Source organism: Streptomyces sp. NPDC050211, from assembly GCF_040656035.1.
Lineage (GTDB): Bacteria > Actinomycetota > Actinomycetes > Streptomycetales > Streptomycetaceae > Streptomyces.
Genome location: NZ_JBFALC010000032.1, coordinates 64,142 through 80,810 on the forward strand (window position 1 = coordinate 64,142; position 16,669 = coordinate 80,810).

The 16,669-nt window shown below is 69.6% G+C and carries 16 protein-coding genes; 9 read left to right on the plus strand and 7 right to left on the minus strand.

Annotated elements, in window-relative coordinates; translation table 11 throughout:
• Nucleotides 1–143 precede the first annotated feature (143 nt).
• From AB0I98_RS28190 to AB0I98_RS28215, 6 genes are all read left to right on the plus strand, one after another.
• The gene (locus tag AB0I98_RS28190) at nt 144–1,955 is read left to right on the plus strand and encodes a phosphatidylglycerol lysyltransferase domain-containing protein (RefSeq protein ID WP_362946667.1); all 1,812 of its coding nucleotides are present in this window, start codon (nt 144–146) and stop codon (nt 1,953–1,955) included.
• 92 nt (nt 1,956–2,047) lie between these two features.
• Nucleotides 2,048–2,950: a dihydropteroate synthase gene (gene folP, locus AB0I98_RS28195; protein ID WP_362946669.1), complete on the plus strand. Its 903-nt coding sequence runs from the start codon at nt 2,048–2,050 to the stop codon at nt 2,948–2,950.
• On the plus strand, nt 2,947–3,450 hold the full coding sequence (locus AB0I98_RS28200; RefSeq protein ID WP_328359610.1) for a nuclear transport factor 2 family protein: 504 nt from the start codon (nt 2,947–2,949) through the stop codon (nt 3,448–3,450). The genes folP and AB0I98_RS28200 overlap by 4 nt, the downstream gene beginning before the upstream one ends.
• A 258-nt stretch (nt 3,451–3,708) precedes the next feature.
• Entirely contained in the window at nt 3,709–4,068 is a 360-nt protein-coding gene (gene folB / locus AB0I98_RS28205) for a dihydroneopterin aldolase (RefSeq protein ID WP_362946671.1), read from the plus strand.
• Entirely contained in the window at nt 4,065–4,676 is a 612-nt protein-coding gene (gene folK / locus AB0I98_RS28210) for a 2-amino-4-hydroxy-6-hydroxymethyldihydropteridine diphosphokinase (RefSeq protein ID WP_362946674.1), read from the plus strand. The genes folB and folK overlap by 4 nt, the downstream gene beginning before the upstream one ends.
• An 89-nt stretch (nt 4,677–4,765) precedes the next feature.
• Entirely contained in the window at nt 4,766–5,257 is a 492-nt protein-coding gene (locus AB0I98_RS28215) for a DUF3180 domain-containing protein (RefSeq protein ID WP_362946676.1), read from the plus strand.
• A gap of 3 nt (nt 5,258–5,260) precedes the next feature.
• Here AB0I98_RS28215 and folE read toward each other — a convergent pair whose 3' ends face one another.
• From folE to dacB, 6 genes are all read right to left on the minus strand, one after another.
• Nucleotides 5,261–5,866: a GTP cyclohydrolase I FolE gene (gene folE, locus AB0I98_RS28220; RefSeq protein ID WP_362946678.1), complete on the minus strand. Its 606-nt coding sequence runs from the start codon at nt 5,864–5,866 to the stop codon at nt 5,261–5,263.
• A 119-nt stretch (nt 5,867–5,985) separates the two neighbouring features.
• Nucleotides 5,986–8,022, minus strand: a complete 2,037-nt coding sequence (gene ftsH, locus AB0I98_RS28225) for an ATP-dependent zinc metalloprotease FtsH (RefSeq protein WP_210578032.1) — start codon at nt 8,020–8,022, stop codon at nt 5,986–5,988.
• A 184-nt stretch (nt 8,023–8,206) separates the two neighbouring features.
• The gene (gene hpt / locus AB0I98_RS28230; RefSeq protein ID WP_210578031.1) at nt 8,207–8,767 is read right to left on the minus strand and encodes a hypoxanthine phosphoribosyltransferase; all 561 of its coding nucleotides are present in this window, start codon (nt 8,765–8,767) and stop codon (nt 8,207–8,209) included.
• 51 nt (nt 8,768–8,818) lie between these two features.
• Complete coding sequence (tilS, locus tag AB0I98_RS28235; protein WP_362946680.1) at nt 8,819–9,844, minus strand: tRNA lysidine(34) synthetase TilS; 1,026 nt, start codon at nt 9,842–9,844, stop codon at nt 8,819–8,821.
• 210 nt (nt 9,845–10,054) lie between these two features.
• Nucleotides 10,055–11,179: a zinc-dependent metalloprotease gene (locus tag AB0I98_RS28240; RefSeq protein ID WP_362946683.1), complete on the minus strand. Its 1,125-nt coding sequence runs from the start codon at nt 11,177–11,179 to the stop codon at nt 10,055–10,057.
• A gap of 63 nt (nt 11,180–11,242) precedes the next feature.
• Complete coding sequence (gene dacB / locus AB0I98_RS28245; RefSeq protein WP_362946783.1) at nt 11,243–12,814, minus strand: D-alanyl-D-alanine carboxypeptidase/D-alanyl-D-alanine-endopeptidase; 1,572 nt, start codon at nt 12,812–12,814, stop codon at nt 11,243–11,245.
• 124 nt (nt 12,815–12,938) lie between these two features.
• Between dacB and AB0I98_RS28250 the strand changes: the two genes are divergently transcribed.
• Together AB0I98_RS28250 and AB0I98_RS28255 are read left to right on the plus strand one after the other, a co-directional pair.
• Complete coding sequence (locus AB0I98_RS28250) at nt 12,939–13,430, plus strand: inorganic diphosphatase (protein ID WP_030599677.1); 492 nt, start codon at nt 12,939–12,941, stop codon at nt 13,428–13,430.
• Nucleotides 13,431–13,530: 100 nt separating this feature from the next.
• Nucleotides 13,531–15,198, plus strand: a complete 1,668-nt coding sequence (locus AB0I98_RS28255; protein WP_362946686.1) for a threonine/serine exporter family protein — start codon at nt 13,531–13,533, stop codon at nt 15,196–15,198.
• A 105-nt stretch (nt 15,199–15,303) separates the two neighbouring features.
• Here AB0I98_RS28255 and AB0I98_RS28260 read toward each other — a convergent pair whose 3' ends face one another.
• Nucleotides 15,304–16,164, minus strand: coding sequence for a VTT domain-containing protein (locus AB0I98_RS28260; RefSeq protein ID WP_362946688.1), 861 nt, complete (start codon nt 16,162–16,164; stop codon nt 15,304–15,306).
• A 135-nt stretch (nt 16,165–16,299) separates the two neighbouring features.
• Here AB0I98_RS28260 and AB0I98_RS28265 point away from each other — a divergent pair, with 135 nt between their 5' ends.
• Nucleotides 16,300–16,665 carry a YbjQ family protein gene (locus tag AB0I98_RS28265; RefSeq protein WP_362946785.1) on the plus strand — a complete coding sequence of 122 codons (366 nt, stop codon included), beginning with the start codon at nt 16,300–16,302 and terminating at the stop codon, nt 16,663–16,665.
• The last annotated feature ends 4 nt before the right edge of the window (nt 16,666–16,669 follow it).

Consider the following 16,669-nt stretch of genomic DNA (forward strand, 5'->3'; position numbering starts at 1 on the left):
AACAGCTTTGAGGAGACGAGTGAACCTCTCCCTCCGAGACACCGTCCTAGAGGGCGCAATGTCGCCGGATGCCCGAATCGGTACCGGATCCAAGGTCTCTCGCAGAACTACGGGATGCGATGTCTGTCAGGACAGATGTGGAAATGTCGGGTGGGGTTCCGCAGCGAACACACCGGGTACGGCACGTGCTGCGCGGCCCGCGCCCCGAAGCCGTTCCCGTCCTCGTCGCCAGAGCGTGTGCCCTCGTGGGCCTGCTGGACATCGCCGCGGGCGTCTTCCCACGGTTCAGGCACAGCCGTATGCACACGCTCGCCGAGGTGCTGCCCGGCTCGTTCGGCCCGTTCGCGGCCGCACTCTCGCTCAGCGCCGGCGTGCTGTTGCTGCTGCTCGCCCACGGCCTGCGGCGCTGCAAGCGCCGGGCCTGGCGGGCCGCCGTCGCCCTGCTGCCGTTCGGCGCGCTGGCGCAGTTCACGTACCGCCACTCCGTGGTCGGCGTGGTGATCTCGCTGGCGCTGCTGGCGCCGCTGGTGCGCCACCGCGACCAGTTCAGGGCCCTGCCCGACCCGCGCAGCCGATGGCGCGCGCTCGCCAACTTCGTCCTCATGGGCGCCGGTTCGCTCCTCCTCGGGCTGCTCATCGTCAACGCCCATCCCAAGACCCTGGTCGGCGACCCGAGCCTCGCCGACCGCCTCACGCACGTCCTGTACGGCCTGTTCGGCTTCGAGGGCCCGGTCGACTACCGGGGCACCACGTCGTGGACGGTCGCCATGTGCCTGGGCGCCCTCGGCCTGCTCACCGCGGTCACGACCATCTACCTCGCCTTCCGCCCCGAACACCCGGCCGCACGCCTCACCGATGAGGACGAGGCCCGGCTGCGCGCCCTCCTGGACAAGCACGGCGGCCGCGACTCCCTCGGCCACTTCGCCCTGCGCCGCGACAAGGCGGTGGTGTTCTCCCCCAGCGGCAAGGCGGCGGTGACGTACCGCGTCGTGTCCGGCGTGATGCTGGCAAGCGGCGATCCGATCGGTGACGTGGAGGCCTGGCCGGGCGCCATCGAACGGTTCATGGACGAGGCCAAGGCGCACTCCTGGACGCCCGCCGTCATGGGCTGCTCCGAGACCGGCGGCGAGGTCTGGACCCGTGAGACCGGCCTCGACGCCCTCGAACTGGGCGACGAGGCGGTGGTGGACGTCCCGGATTTCTCCCTCACCGGCCGTGCGATGCGCAATGTGCGTCAGATGGTCAAGCGCATCGAGCGCGCCGGTTACGAGACCCGGGTACGACGCGTGCGTGACCTCGGCGAGACCGAGCTGGAGCGCATCCGCCGCGCCGCCGACGACTGGCGCGGCACCGACACCGAACGCGGCTTCTCCATGGCCCTCGGCCGCATCGGCGACGCGGCCGACGGCGACTGCCTCATCGCCACCGCCCACAAGGCCGACGACGAGCCGGGTGAGTACGGCGACCTGAAGGCGGTCCTGCACTTCGTGCCCTGGGGCACGGACGGGGTGTCCCTGGACCTGATGCGGCGCGACCGCTCGGCCGACCCCGGCATGAACGAACTGCTGATCGTGGCGGCTCTCCAGGCGGCCCCGAAGTTCGGCATCGCGCGCGTGTCGCTCAACTTCGCCATGTTCCGCTCGGCGCTGGCACGCGGCGAGAAGATCGGCGCGGGACCGGTGCTGCGCGCCTGGCGGGGCCTGCTGGTGTTCCTCTCGCGCTGGTTCCAGATCGAGTCCCTGTACAAGTTCAATGCGAAGTTCCGGCCCCGCTGGGAGCCTCGCTTCGTCGTCTACCGCGCCTCCGCCGACCTCCCGCGCATCGGTTTCGCCGCCATGCAGGCGGAAGGCTTCGTCAACCTGGCCTTCCCCCTCCCCCGCTTCCTGCGCCGCCGCAGGACCACCCCGCGCCCGTGCGCCCACGCGGTCGGGGAGAGGGACGTCCGCGCGGCATAGACAGGCCCGAGCGCAAGCCCCGCCCGCCAAGCCCGGGGCTTGAGCTCGGGCCGCCGGAGCTCGGCGGCCCCACCGGGGCCTACGCTGAACGTATGAGCAAGCAGAGCGGACGCGGGCACGTCGCCGGTCTTCCCGAGTGGGACCGCTGCGCGGTCATGGGAGTCGTGAACGTCACCCCCGATTCCTTCTCCGACGGCGGCCGCTGGTTCGACACGACGGCCGCCGTCAAGCACGGCCTCGCCCTGGTCACCGAGGGAGCGGACCTCATCGACGTCGGCGGCGAGTCCACCCGGCCCGGCGCCACACGCGTCGACGAGGCGGAGGAACTCAGGCGCGTCATCCCCGTCGTACGCGAACTCGCCTCCGAGGGCGTCACCGTCTCCGTGGACACCATGCGCGCCTCCGTCGCCCAGCAGTCCCTCGCGGCCGGCGCCGCCCTCGTCAACGACGTCAGCGGCGGCCTCGCCGACCCCGCGATGATCCCCGTCGTCGCGGAAGCGGGCGCCCCCTTCATCGTCATGCACTGGCGCGGCTTCCTGGAGGGCAGCACCGTCAAGGGCGTCTACGCCGACGTCGTCAGCGAAGTCCTCGACGAGCTCCACGCGCGCGTGGACGCCGTCCTGGCGGGCGGCATCGCCCCCGACCGCATCATCGTCGACCCCGGCCTCGGCTTCTCCAAGGAAGCCGAACACGATCTGATCCTCCTCGCCCACCTCGACCGCCTGCACGCCCTCGGCCATCCCCTGCTCGTCGCCGCCTCTCGCAAGCGCTTCCTCGGCCGCGTCCTGGCCGGACCGGAGGGCGCACCCCCGCCCGCACGCGAGCGCGACGCCGCCACGGCAGCCGTCTCCGCACTCGCGGCGCACGCCGGCGCATGGGCGGTCCGCGTACACGAAGTACGCGCCACGGCGGACGCCGTACGGGTCGCGCGCGCCGTGGAGGGAGCGCGTACCACCGGCGCAGAAGGAGCGCGCGGCGCCGAAGGAGCCCGGTGAGCGCCCCCCACACCGACGTCGAGCAGGTCGAGCTCGCCAACACCGCCTTCTACGAAGCGATGGAACGCGGCGACTTCGAAGAGCTGTCCTCGCTCTGGCTCACCCCGTCCGACCTCGGTGTCGACGAGACCTACCACGACCCGGCGGACTCCGGCGTGATCTCCTGCGTGCACCCCGGCTGGCCGGTACTGACCGGCCGCGGCGAGGTCCTGCGCTCGTATGCGCTGATCATGGCGAACACCGACTACATCCAGTTCTTCCTCACCGATGTGCATGTCTCCGTCACCGGTGACACCGCCCTGGTGACCTGCACCGAGAACATCCTCAGCGGCGGCCCCGCCCCCGAGGGGACCGAGGAACTCGGCCCGTTGGTCGGACAGCTCGTCGTCGCCACGAACGTGTTCCGCCGGACCCCCGCCGGCTGGAAGCTCTGGTCGCACCACGCCTCCCCGGTTCTGGCCGAAACCGATGAGGAGGAAGGCGACGACACACCCGCCTGAGTGGGTAGGCGCACCTTGAGGGACCAAGGGGATGCGAGAAGTGGTTGGAATCACCGAGCCCCGGGTATGGGCGGCTACCAACCCGTGAGCCGCCGGGTTCCCCCGGGGAAACACACGATGAAAGCTGCGAGCCCGACTCGGGCACGGACCCCCGTGGCCCGGCCCTGTCAGTGTCCGCAGGTAGATTCGTTTGAGGCCGGTGCGCCGCCCGCACCCGGTGCACATCGGCCGTTACCGACGATTGCAGGAGTGATTCGCGTGGATCGTGTCGCGCTGCGCGGCCTCAAGGCCCGCGGGCACCACGGTGTGTTCCCCTGGGAGCGTGAAGAGGGCCAGACGTTCATCGTGGACCTCGTCCTGGGCCTGGACACCCGGCCGGCCGCCGCCGACGACGACCTGGCGAAGACCGTGCACTACGGCATCGTGGCGGAGGAGGTCGTGGCCGTCGTCGAGGGCGAGCCCGTCAACCTCATCGAAACGCTCGCCGAGCGCATCGCCCAGGTCTGTCTGAAGCACGAAGGGGTCCAGGAGGTCGAGGTCTGCGTCCACAAACCGGACGCGCCGATCACGGTCCCCTTCGACGACGTGACCGTCACCATCACCCGGAGCCGAGTATGACCGCATCGTTCACCGAGGGCCACAGCGACCCGACCGTTCAGCCGGTACCCGCCTCCGTCGTCGAGAAGGTCGACGCCGCCGACACCACCCTGCAGAATCCCAAACGGGCCGTGATCTCCCTCGGCGCCAACCTCGGCAACCGTCTGGAGACCCTCCAGGGCGCCATCGACGCCCTCGAGGACACCCCCGGCGTCCGCATCAAGGCGGTCTCGCCGGTGTACGAGACGGAGCCATGGGGCGTGGAGCCCGGCAGCCAGCCCTCGTACTTCAACGCGGTCGTGGTCCTGAAGACCACCCTCCCCCCGTCCTCCCTCCTGGAGCGGGCGCACGCCGTCGAGGAGGCCTTCCACCGCGTCCGGGACGAGCACTGGGGCGCACGCACCCTCGACGTCGACATCGTGGCGTACGCCGAAGTCGTCTCCGACGATCCCCAGCTGACCCTCCCCCACCCGCGCGCCCATGAACGCGCCTTCGTCCTGGCCCCCTGGTACGACCTGGAGCCGGGCGCCCAGCTCCCCGGCCGCGGCGCGGTCGCCGACCTCCTCGACCACGTCACCCGAGAAGGCGTCGCCCCCCGCAAGGACCTGGAACTCCGGCTGCCTGAATAGTCGTTAAGGTCGACACGACCACAGGGTCGGACCGGCCGGGTCACCTCGACCGCAGGGTCGGCACCGATCCGGGGAGCTGAAGGGACACCGTGAGAGAGCTGCGCATCAGGGTGCTGGCCGGCGTTTTCGTCGTCGCCGGCGTCCTGTCCTGGGCGGGCGCCCGCCTCTGGAACTCGATCGGGACGCTCCCCAGCGTCCCGCTGGCCGCGCCTATCGTGCTGGCCGTGATCGCCGCGATCCTCCTCGCCACGGCGCTCTCGCTGCGTGCCCGTCTCAAAGCCCAGCGCGAGCGCCGCCCCGAGGCCAAGGGCGTCGACCCACTCATGGCAGCCCGAGCGGTCGTCTTCGGCCAGGCCAGCGCCCTGGTCGCCGCCCTCGTCGCCGGTATGTACGGCGGCGCCGGCGTCTTCCTTCTGGAATCCCTCGACATCCCCGCCCGCCGCGACCAGGCCATCTACGCCGGCTTCTCGGTCGTGGCCGGTATCGCCGTCATAGCGGCGGCCATCTTCCTGGAGCGGGTCTGCAAGCTCCCGGAGGACGACGATGACCACCACACCCCAGGGGCGGCTTCCGCGGCGTGACGGTCAGCGCGCCAGTATCAGGCTCATCGCCTCGGCGCGGGTCGTGGCGTCCCGAAGCTGCCCCCGCACCGCCGACGTGGTCGTCTTGGCACCCGGCTTGCGAATGCCGCGTACCGACATGCACATGTGCTCGGCCTCGATGACGACGATCGCACCCCGCGCCTCGAGAATCCGCATGAGCGAGTCGGCGATCTGCGTGGTGAGTCGTTCCTGCACCTGAGGGCGGCGGGCGAACACCTCGACGAGGCGCGCGAGCTTCGACAGGCCGGTGATCTTGCCCGTTTCGGCCGGAATGTAGCCGACGTGAGCTACGCCATGGAACGGCAGCAAGTGATGTTCACAGAGGCTGACGATCTCGATGTCCTTCACCAGGACCATCTCGTCGTGCCCCAGATCGAACGTCGTCGTCAGAACGTCCTCGGGCTCCTGCCGCAGCCCGGCCAGAAGCTCGTGATAGGCACGGGCCACCCGCCCCGGCGTCTCCCTGAGCCCCTCCCGGTCCGGGTCCTCGCCGACCGCGATCAGCAGTTCGCGCACGGCGTTCTCGGCGCGCTTCTCGTCGAACTCGCCGATGGAGCCCTCGCCGTCCAGCGTCACGGGGTCGGTCATGTCGTGCCTCGTTCCTAGATGTCGTGCATAGGCATACGAAGATGCCGCGCCCCCCAGGCTAAAACCAGGGGGGCGCGGCAATCATTCCGGGCCTGGTGAGACCACCGAGGCCGGGAGGGTCAGCCTTCCGGACGCTCCTCGGGGGCCGGTTCCGGGACGGGCTCCGCCGAGGTGGTGGCCTTGGCGGTGGTGATCGCCGGGGTCGCGCCGTTGGCTCCGTTCGTCAGTGCCAGCTCCTTGGGGGAGAGCACCGGCGGGCGGGTGGACGGGGTGCGACGCGACGAGCCTGTCCAGGCAGGACGCGGCGGGCGCTTGACGATGGGAGCGAAGATCTCGGCGATCTGCTCCTTGTTCAGCGTCTCCTTCTCGAGCAGCGCGAGGACCAGGTTGTCCAGGACGTCGCGGTTCTCGACCAGGATCTCCCAGGCCTCGTTGTGCGCGGTCTCGATGAGCTTCTTGACCTCTTCGTCGACCAGCGCGGCGACCTCTTCCGAGTAGTCGCGCTGGTGAGCCATCTCACGTCCGAGGAACGGCTCGGTGTTGTCGCCGCCGAACTTGATGGCGCCGAGACGCTCGGTCATGCCGTACTGCGTGACCATCGCGCGGGCCGTTGCGGTGGCCTTCTCGATGTCGTTCGCAGCGCCCGTCGTCGGGTCGTGGAAGACCAGTTCCTCCGCCGCCCGGCCGCCCAGCATGTAAGCCAGCTGGTCCAGCATCTCGTTGCGGGTGGTGGAGTACTTGTCCTCCTCCGGCAGGACCATCGTGTAGCCGAGGGCCCGGCCTCTCGACAGGATCGTGATCTTGTGGACCGGATCGGAGTTCGGGGAAGCCGCCGCGACCAGGGCGTGGCCGCCCTCGTGGTACGCGGTGATCTTCTTTTCCTTGTCCGACATGATCCGGGTCCGCTTCTGCGGGCCCGCCACGACGCGGTCGATGGCCTCGTCCAGGAAGTGGTTGTCGATCAGCTTCTTGTCGCCGCGCGCGGTGAGGAGCGCGGCTTCGTTCAGCACGTTCGACAGATCCGCACCCGTGAAGCCCGGCGTACGGCGCGCGACCGCCGACAGGTCCACGTCCGGAGCGACCGGCTTGCCCTTCTGGTGAACCTTGAGGATCTCCAGACGGCCCTGCATGTCCGGGCGGTCGACCGCGATCTGGCGGTCGAAACGTCCGGGGCGCAGAAGGGCCGGGTCGAGGATGTCGGGCCGGTTCGTCGCGGCGATGAGGATCACGCCGCCCTTGACGTCGAAGCCGTCCATCTCGACGAGCAGCTGGTTGAGGGTCTGCTCGCGCTCGTCGTGACCGCCGCCGAGGCCGGCGCCGCGATGGCGGCCGACCGCGTCGATCTCGTCGACGAAGACGATCGCCGGAGCGTTCGCCTTGGCCTGCTCGAACAGGTCACGGACTCGGGAGGCACCGACACCGACGAACATCTCGACGAAGTCGGAACCGGAGATCGAGTAGAAGGGCACACCTGCCTCGCCCGCGACAGCGCGAGCGAGCAGCGTCTTGCCGGTGCCAGGAGGCCCGTAGAGCAGTACGCCCTTGGGGATCTTGGCGCCCACGGCCTGGAACTTCGCCGGCTCCTGGAGGAATTCCTTGATCTCCTGGAGCTCCTCGACGGCCTCGTCCGAGCCTGCGACGTCCGAGAACGTCGTCTTCGGGGTGTCCTTGGTGATGAGCTTCGCCTTGGACTTCCCGAAGTTCATCACTCGGGAGCCGCCGCCCTGCATCTGATTCATCAGGAACAGGAAAACGACCACGATGAGGACGAAGGGGAGCAGGGAGAGCAGGATCCCGACGAACGGGTTCTGCTTGGACGGCGAGACTGTGTAGCCGTCCGTGATCTGCTTGTCCTGGTACTTCTGCTGCAGCGTGCCGGCGATGGTCACGCCCTGGTCGCCGATATAGCTGGCCTGGATCTTGGAGCTGCCCTCGATCTTCTGGCCGTCCTTGAGCGTGACCTTGATGGTCTGCTCGTCGCCGGTGGTCAGCTTGGCCGCTTCGACCTTGTTCTCATTGATCGCCTGGACGACCTGGCCGGTGTCCACCGTCTTGTAGCCGCCGGACGAGCCGACGACCTGCATCAACACGACCACGGCAAGGACGGCCAGCACGATCCACATGACCGGCCCACGGAAGTATCGCTTCACGTCCATCCATACGGAGCGGTGCCGCCCCGTCCCTCCTGCCATAGTGAGTTTGATAAGACAGTTCTTCTGACGGTACCCCAGCATTGTGGGCCGAAGCCGCACAGGGCTGCAGGCAATCCCGTCTGCATGCTCCAACGCCGCTGAACCCGCTGGGGTTCCCGATCGTCTTACAGGGCTTGGCCCGAGTGGCTCAGCCGCCGTAGACGTGAGGCGCGAGCGTACCGACGAACGGGAGATTGCGGTACTTCTCGGCGTAGTCGAGGCCGTAGCCGACGACGAATTCGTTGGGGATGTCGAAGCCGACCCACTCGACGTCGATGGCGACCTTGGCGGCTTCGGGCTTGCGGAGCAGGGTGCAGATCTTCAGGGACTCGGGCTCGCGGGAGCCGAGGTTGGAGATCAGCCAGGACAGGGTCAGGCCGGAGTCGATGATGTCCTCGACGATGAGGACGTGCTTGCCCTTGATGTCGGTGTCGAGGTCCTTGAGGATCCGTACGACACCGGAGGACTGGGTGCCCGCTCCGTATGAGGAGACGGCCATCCAGTCCATCGTGAGCGGGGTGGACAGCGCACGCGCCAGGTCCGCCATGACCATCACCGCGCCCTTGAGGACACCGACGATCAGCAGGTCCTTGCCCGCGTACTCCGCGTCGATCTTCGCGGCCAGCTCAACCAGCTTCGCGTCGATCTCTTCCTTGGTGATGAGTACCGACTTGAGGTCGGCACCCATGTCTTTCGCGTCCACCCGCATCACTTTCGGTCGTCCCACCGGCCACCCACCCCCCGGAAGGGGGGCAAGGATTCAGCCTTGCCGAATCACCAGTCTGCCACCCTGCCGCTGGGCGACGACTTTGCCGGGGAGATTGATGACCCCCTGGCCGCGCCAGCCGGTGATCAGCTTGTCGACTTCCTCGATGTGGCGGGCGAAGAGCGAACCGGCGGGGGCACCTGCCTCGATGGCGGCGCGGCGCAGGATCCGGCGGCGCACGGCGGGCGGCAGGGCATAGAGCTTCGCGCACTCCAGGCGGCCCGCGGCGTCCCGGACGGCGGCCTCGGCCTGGCCGGCCCAGGCATCGAGGGCGTCGGCGTCGTCACGCGAGAGCTGGGCGGTGCGGGCGAGGGCCTCGACGACGCCTTTGCCGAGCGCCTTCTCCAGGGCGGGCAGGCCCTCGTGGCGCAGCCGGGAGCGGGTGTAGGCCGGGTCGGCGTTGTGAGGGTCGTCCCAGACGGGGAGGGACTGGACCATGCAGGCCTTGCGGGCGGTCTGCCGGTCGAGGTGGAGGAAGGGCCGGCGGTAACGGCCGTCGGCCCCCGAGACCGCAGCCATTCCGGACAGGGAGCGGATGCCGGAGCCGCGGGCGAGGCCGAGGAGGACGGTTTCGGCCTGGTCGTCGCGGGTGTGGCCGAGCAGGACGGCATCGGCACCGTGGCGGACGGCGACGGCGTCGAGGGCGGCGTACCGGGCGTCGCGGGCGGCGGCTTCGGGCCCTCCCTCGCGGCCGACGCGCACGGCGACGGACTCGACCGGGTCCAGGCCGAGTTCGGTGAGGCGCAGGACGACTTCTGCCGCGCGCGTTTCGGAGCCGGGCTGCAGGCCGTGGTCGACGGTGACGCCGCCCGCGCGGATGCCGAGTTTGGGGGCCTCGAAGGCGAGGGCGGAGGCGAGGGCCATGGAGTCGGCGCCGCCGGAGCACGCCACGAGCACGAGCGGCGAGGACGGGCGCTCGTGCGCGGTCTCGGTGGTGGGGTGGCTGTGTTCGTTGAGGATGTCGTGGAGGACGCGGCGAACCGCCAGGCGTATCGCCGCGACCGCAGGATGGGGACCCATGTCCGGTTCCCTTCATGAAGTTTTCGGGGGTGAACTCGGTTCGGTCACTCAGAGTGTGTAGATGGTGACAGAGCCGGGCCGTTCCCCGAGCATCGCACGCCTACCCAGGGCTCACGGTCCCTCGGACGGGTGATTGGAGGGGCGTTCGCCCGTCGTCGGCCGAATTCCTTTCACCACGCACGGCTTCCTTTCACCACGTACCGCGCCGATTCACGACTCGGCCTTGCGATGCACCCGCGCGATCCAGTCCGCCGGTTTGGCGATCTCCACCTTGGTCGGCAGTGTGTTCGGGGAGGTCCATACGCGGTTGAAGCCGTCCATGCCGACCTCGTCGACGACGGCGCGTACGAAGCGTTCGCCGTCCCGGTACTGCCTGAGTTTGGCGTCCAGGCCCAGCAACTTGCGCAGGGCCATGTCCAGTCGGGAGGCGCCCTTGGCGCGGCGCTGCTGGAATTTCTCGCGGATCTCGGCGACGGACGGCACCACGGCCGGGCCGACACCGTCCATGACGAAGTCGGCGTGTCCCTCCAGCAGGGACATCACTGCGGTGAGGCGGCCGAGGATCTCCCGCTGGGCCGGGGTCTGCACGATCTCCACGAGGGAGCGGCCGCCGTCGTCCTCCTCGCCCTCGGGGCGTCCGCCCGCGAGGGACTGCGCGGCTTCCCGGATGCGCTCCAGGACGGTCATGGGGTCGACGTCGGTCTCTCCCAAGAACGACTGGATTTCGCCCTCCAGGTGGTCCCGGAGCCAGGGCACGGCCGTGAACTGCGTGCGGTGCGTCTCCTCGTGCAGGCACACCCAGAGCCGGAAGTCGTGCGGCTGTACGTCGAGTTCGCGTTCCACGTGCACGATGTTCGGCGCGACGAGCAGCAGCCTGCCGCCGCCGTTCTCCCCCGCCGGGAGTTCGCGGGTGGCCGGGGCGAAGGTCTCGTACTGGCCGAGGACGCGGGAGGCCAGGAAGGACAGCAGCATGCCCAGTTCGACGCCGGTGACCTTGCCGCCGACGGCGCCGAGGACCGCTCCGCCGGGGGTGCTGCTGCGCCGCTCCTGCATCTTGTCGAGCAGCGGTTTGAGGATCTCCCGGAACCCGGCGACGTTCGCCCGGACCCAGCCGGGGCGGTCGACGACGAGTACGGGAGTGTCATGGGCGCTGTCCGTGCCCATTCGGGTGAAGCCCCGAACGTGTTGCTCGGAGGCTTTGGCATGCCGGCGCAGCTCTGCGACGACGGCCCTGGCCTCGTCGCGGCTCACCTCGGGGCCCGGCCTTACGAGCCGGGTCGCGGTCGCCACCGCGAGATTCCAGTCGACCATCTCGGCACCACCGATGCTCGTCATGCGTCAACGGTACGTGAGCGTTCCCACTTGGGGCAGGCCGTGCGGAGTCGGACGGGGGCCGGATCAGCGGCAACCACAACTCGCCAGCGCCGTCGCCGCCGTGTCCAGGGCCTTCTGCGCCGCCTCTGGATCGGTCGTGTCCGATGCCAGGAAGGCGAACGCCAGCAGGTGTCCGTCCTGGTCCACCACCGTTCCCGCCAGCGCGTTCACGCCGGTCAGGGTGCCGGTCTTGGCTCGTACGATGCCTGCCGCGCCGTCGGTGTAGCGGCTGGTCAGGGTGCCCGTGAAGCCCGCCACGGGGAGGCCGGTGAGGGCGGGGCGGAGTTCGGGGTGGGCGGGGTCGGCGGACTTCGACAGGAGGCCGGTGAGGAGGCCGGCGGTGAGGCGGTCGTCGCGGCTCAGGCCGCTGCCGTCCTTGAAGTGCGCACCCGCCACGGGGAGTCCGAGCATCTTCAGCCGGGCCTGGATCGCCCTGCCCGCGCCGTCGAAGCTCGCCTCCTCGCCCGTGGCGATGGCGGTCTGGCGGGCCAGGGCCTCGGCGATGTCGTTGTCGCTGTTGGTCAGCATGCGTTCGACCAGGGCGGACAGCGGGGGCGACTGCACCGTGGCGAGGGTGTCGGCGCGGCCCGTCGCCTTGGAGGGGCCGGGCGCGGTCGTCTTGATGCCGTGGTCCTTCAGGAAGTCCGCGAATGTGCGCGTCGCGTCCGCCGCCGGGTCCGGCACCCGCTCGACCTGGCCGCTCGTCGAGTCGTCCGTGCGGGCCTCGTCGGCCATCAGGGCGGTGACGAGGGCGAGGTTGGGGTTCTCGCCGATGGAGTGGAGTTCGGGACCGGCGTACAGCGTGGTGTCGTAGGAGAGCGTCACCTCGCGCAGCCCGCGCTTCTTCAGGGCCGCGGCCGTCTTGTCGGCCAGGGTGCGCAGGCTGGCCCAGCCCTCGGCGTCCTCGCGAGCCGTGAGGGTGGGGTCGCCGCCGCCGACGAGGACGAGTTCCTTGGTGTCGGGTTCGAGGGCGGCGCGGGTGGTGAGGCGGTGGTCGGCGCCCATCGCGGAGAGGGCGGCGACCGCGGTGGCGATCTTCGTGGTGGAAGCGGGGGTCAGCGCTTCGCCGGCGCCGGAGGCGTACAGCTGCTTGCCGGTGGCGAGGTCGACGACCGCAGCGGTGTGCCGGCCGAGTGCGGCGTTGTTCAGGAGGGGGTCCAGGACGTCGGCGAGGGCCCTGCCGTTCGGCGCGGACTTCACCGTGTTGGCGGTACCGCCGAGGCCGGTGAGCACGGACGCGGCGCTGGGGGCGGGCCGGGGTGCCCTGGCCGTCGTACCGGAATTACGACCGTGATCTGCGCCACCCGTGGACTCCTGGGCGGCTGCCCGGTCCCGCTCGGCCGTACGCTGACCGGAGGAGTCCCAGGGGCCGGCCGCGGTCACCACAGAGGCGGCCACGGCCAGTCCGGCGATGGCGGCACCGGTGGTGTACTGCCAGGTCTTCAGCCCCGTACCCCGCGCGACCTGCGGTTTCGCGGCCCGGGCCAGCCGCGTGATCCGCGGCCGCACGGCTGCCGTGGCCCGTGCGACGCGCGGTCGTACGGCGTCCGCTGCTCGTGCGAGACGCGGTCGTACGGCGTTCGCGATCCGCACCACATGCGGTTTCGCGACCCGCCACGGCCTCTGCTCTGGCACGACCACCAGCCCCTTTCGCGATCACACACCTGCGTGAGGGACACTTAACCACCAGAACTATGTGTTGATCATGGAGGAGCCACCGGTGGAGTTCGACGTCACGATCGAGATTCCGAAGGGTTCGCGGAACAAGTACGAGGTGGACCACGAGACCGGTCGGATCCGCCTGGACCGTCGACTCTTCACTTCGACCAGCTACCCGGCCGACTACGGCTTCGTCGAGAACACCCTCGGCGAGGACGGCGACCCGCTGGACGCGCTGGTCATCCTGGACGAGCCGACCTTCCCCGGCTGCCTCATCCAGTGCCGCGCGATCGGCATGTTCCGGATGACCGACGAGGCCGGCGGCGACGACAAGCTGCTGTGCGTGCCCGCGCACGACCCGCGGGTGGAGCACCTGCGTGACATCCACCACGTGTCGGAGTTCGACCGCCTGGAGATCCAGCACTTCTTCGAGGTCTACAAGGACCTGGAGCCCGGCAAGTCCGTCGAGGGCGCCGACTGGGTGGGCCGCACCGAGGCCGAGGCCGAGATCGAGCGGTCGTACAAGCGCTTCAAGGACCAGGGCGGTCACTGATCCTGCCGTCGCTGAAGGGGCCGCACGCACGTGCGGCCCCTTCGCGTATGTGTGCGCATACTGAGGGCTGCGATACGGGTCGTACAGGGAGCGCTACGCAGTGACGGACGCGGAGGACCGCAAGCCGCGGTCGGACGAAGCGAGGACTGTCTACGACTCCGAGGTCACGTCGGAGTTCGCGATCCCTCAGGGGCTGGCTACGCCCAGGGCCGGCGGTGAGTCGGAGACGACGTCCGAGTTCGCGGTGCCGGACGGGCTGGAGGTGCATCCGCCGGCGTTCGACGAGCCGGAGGGGTCGGCGTTCAGTACGCCGAAGATGTACCGCGCGCGGCAGGCGCCGCCCGCGTTCACGCCGCCGAGCGGCATCCCCGTCGTCAGTCTGACGAAGGATCTGCCCTGGCAGGACCGGATGCGCACGATGCTGCGTCTGCCGGTGGCCGAGCGGCCCGCGCCGGAGGCGGTGCACAAGTCGGAGGACGAGGGCCCGGCTGTCCCACGCGTCCTCGACCTGACCCTGCGTATCGGCGAGTTGCTGCTGGCGGGCGGTGAGGGCGCGGAGGACGTGGAGACGGCGATGTTCGCGGTCTGCCGGTCCTACGGGCTCGACCGCTGTGAGCCGAACGTCACCTTCACGCTGCTGGCGATCTCCTACCAGCCGTCCCTCGTCGACGATCCGGTGACGGCGTCCCGGACCGTGCGGCGCCGGGCCACCGACTACACGCGGCTCGCGGCCGTGTTCCACCTCGTGGACGACCTCAGTGATCCGGAGATCTCGATCTCCCTGGAGGAGGCGTACCGGCGGCTCGCCGAGATCCGCCGCAACCGGCACCCGTATCCCACCTGGGTGCTGACTCTGGCCAGCGGGCTGCTCGCGGGGGCCGCCTCCGTGCTCGTCGGCGGTGATCTGATCGTGTTCGTCGCGGCCATGCTCGGCGCGATGCTCGGCGACCGGCTGGCGTGGCTGTGCGCGGGGCGGGGGCTGCCGGAGTTCTATCAGTTCACCGTCGCCGCGATGCCTCCGGCCGCGATAGGGGTCGCGCTGACCGTCGCCCACGTGGACGTGAAGGCGTCCGCCGTCATCACCGGTGGGCTGTTCGCGCTGCTGCCGGGGCGGGCGCTGGTGGCGGGCGTGCAGGACGGGCTGACCGGGTTCTACATCACCGCGGCGGCGCGGCTGCTGGAGGTCATGTACTTCTTCGTGGGCATCGTGGTCGGGGTGCTCCTGGTCCTCTACTTCGGGGTGAAGCTGGGTGCGGAGCTGAATCCGGACGCGGCGCTGGGGGACACGAACCGGCCGCTGTGGCAGATCGGTGCGTCGATGCTGCTGTCACTGACGTTCGCGGTGCTGTTGCAGCAGGAGCGGTCCACGGTGCTGTGGGTGACCCTCAATGGAGGTGTCGCCTGGACCGTGTACGGCGCGATGCACTACCCGGGCAATCTGTCGCCGGTCGCTTCTACGGCCGTGGCGGCGGGGTTGGTGGGGCTGTTCGGGCAGCTGTTGTCGCGGTATCGGTTCGCTTCCGCGCTGCCCTTCACGACCGCGGCGATCGGGCCTCTGTTGCCGGGGTCGGCCACGTATTTCGGGTTGTTGTCGATCGCGCAGAACCAGATTGACGAGGGGTTGGTTTCGTTGGCCAAGGCCGCGTCGTTGGCGATGGCCATCGCCATTGGGGTCAATCTGGGGTCGGAGATCTCTCGGTTGTTCCTGCGGATTCCCGGCGGGGCTGGGGCGGGTCGCAAGGCGGCCAAGCGGACGCGGGGGTTCTGAGCGCCGGGCGCCTAGGAGCTCGGGGGTTCTGGCCATCGGCGGCCGCGGGTTCGTTGTGGCTTGTCGCGCAGTTCCCCGCGCCCCTATCGGGCGCTCTACGCACCCCTAGTTCTGCGGGTAGCCGTTCTCGTTGTACGGCGGGTACTGGTGCTGGTAGCCGCCCTGGCCCTGACCCTGGGGGTACTGCTGCTGTGGGTACTGGGGGGCGTACGACTGCTGGGGCTGGTGGTAGTAGTCGCCGTACTGCTGCTGGCCCTGGTCGGTCGGGGAGATGCGGCGGAGTTGGGTCGTGGCGTCGTCCATGACCTGGGGCTGGGGGGGCTGCGGCTGCTGGGGCGGGGTCTTCTTGTTCTTGGAGCGGGCCCGGAGGAGCTCGATGATGATCGGGACCACGGAGATGAAGACGATCAGGATGAGGATCGCTTCGATGTTCTTCTTGACGAAGTCGATGTCGCCGAGCCAGGCGCCGAGCGCGGTGACGCCGGCGCCCCACAGGATGCCGCCGACGACGTTGAAGATCAGGAACGAGCGGTACCGCATGCCGCTGACGCCGGCGATGATCGGCGTGAAGGTGCGCACGATGGGCACGAAGCGGGCCAGGACCAGGGACTTGGGGCCGTACTTCTCGAAGAAGTCGTGGGCCTTGGTGACGTTCTCCTGCTTGAAGAAGCGGGAGTCCGGGCGCGTGAACAGCGACGGGCCGACCTTCTTGCCGAACATGTAGCCCGCCTGGTCGCCGAGGATCGCGGCGACGCAGATCAGGACGATGGCGCCCCACAGGGGGAAGTCCAGCTGCTTCGACGTGATCAGCAGACCGGCCGTGAACAGCAGGGAGTCACCCGGCAGGAAGAAGCCGATCAGCAGACCCGACTCCGCGAAGACGATGAGGAGCAGGCCCCAGATCCCGAAGTTGTCCAGCAGCGTGTTCGGATCCAGCCAGCTCGGTCCGAGGGCAAGCGTCGTCACGGTTCCGGGCTCCTGAGGTTGGGAAGTGCGGTGGCCGGTGCGGCCGGACAAAGCTATCAACGCAAGGTGTCCGTCCCAGGTTCCACCGGTGTCTCCAGGATGCACTGTGCGGCCAGTGAGGCGAAGCTGTGGGTCATGGGCATCGAGGACTACGGCGGCGGCCAGGGGCCCCAGCCGGACGTACTGGTCGTGACGACGAACGACGTCCCCGGATATCGCGTCCAGGAGGTTCTGGGCGAGGTCTTCGGGCTGACCGTGCGGTCGCGGCACCTGGGCAGTCAGATCGGCGCCGGGCTGAAGTCGATGATCGGCGGCGAGCTCCGAGGACTGACGAAGACGCTGGTGCAGACCCGCAACCAGGCCATGGAGCGCCTCGTCGAGCAGGCACGCGCGCGTGGAGCCAACGGAGTGCTGGCGTTCCGCTTCGATGTGACGGAGGCCGCGGACGTCGGCACGGAGGTGTGCGCGTACGGGACGGCGGTGATCCTGGCCCGGGAGTAGGGCG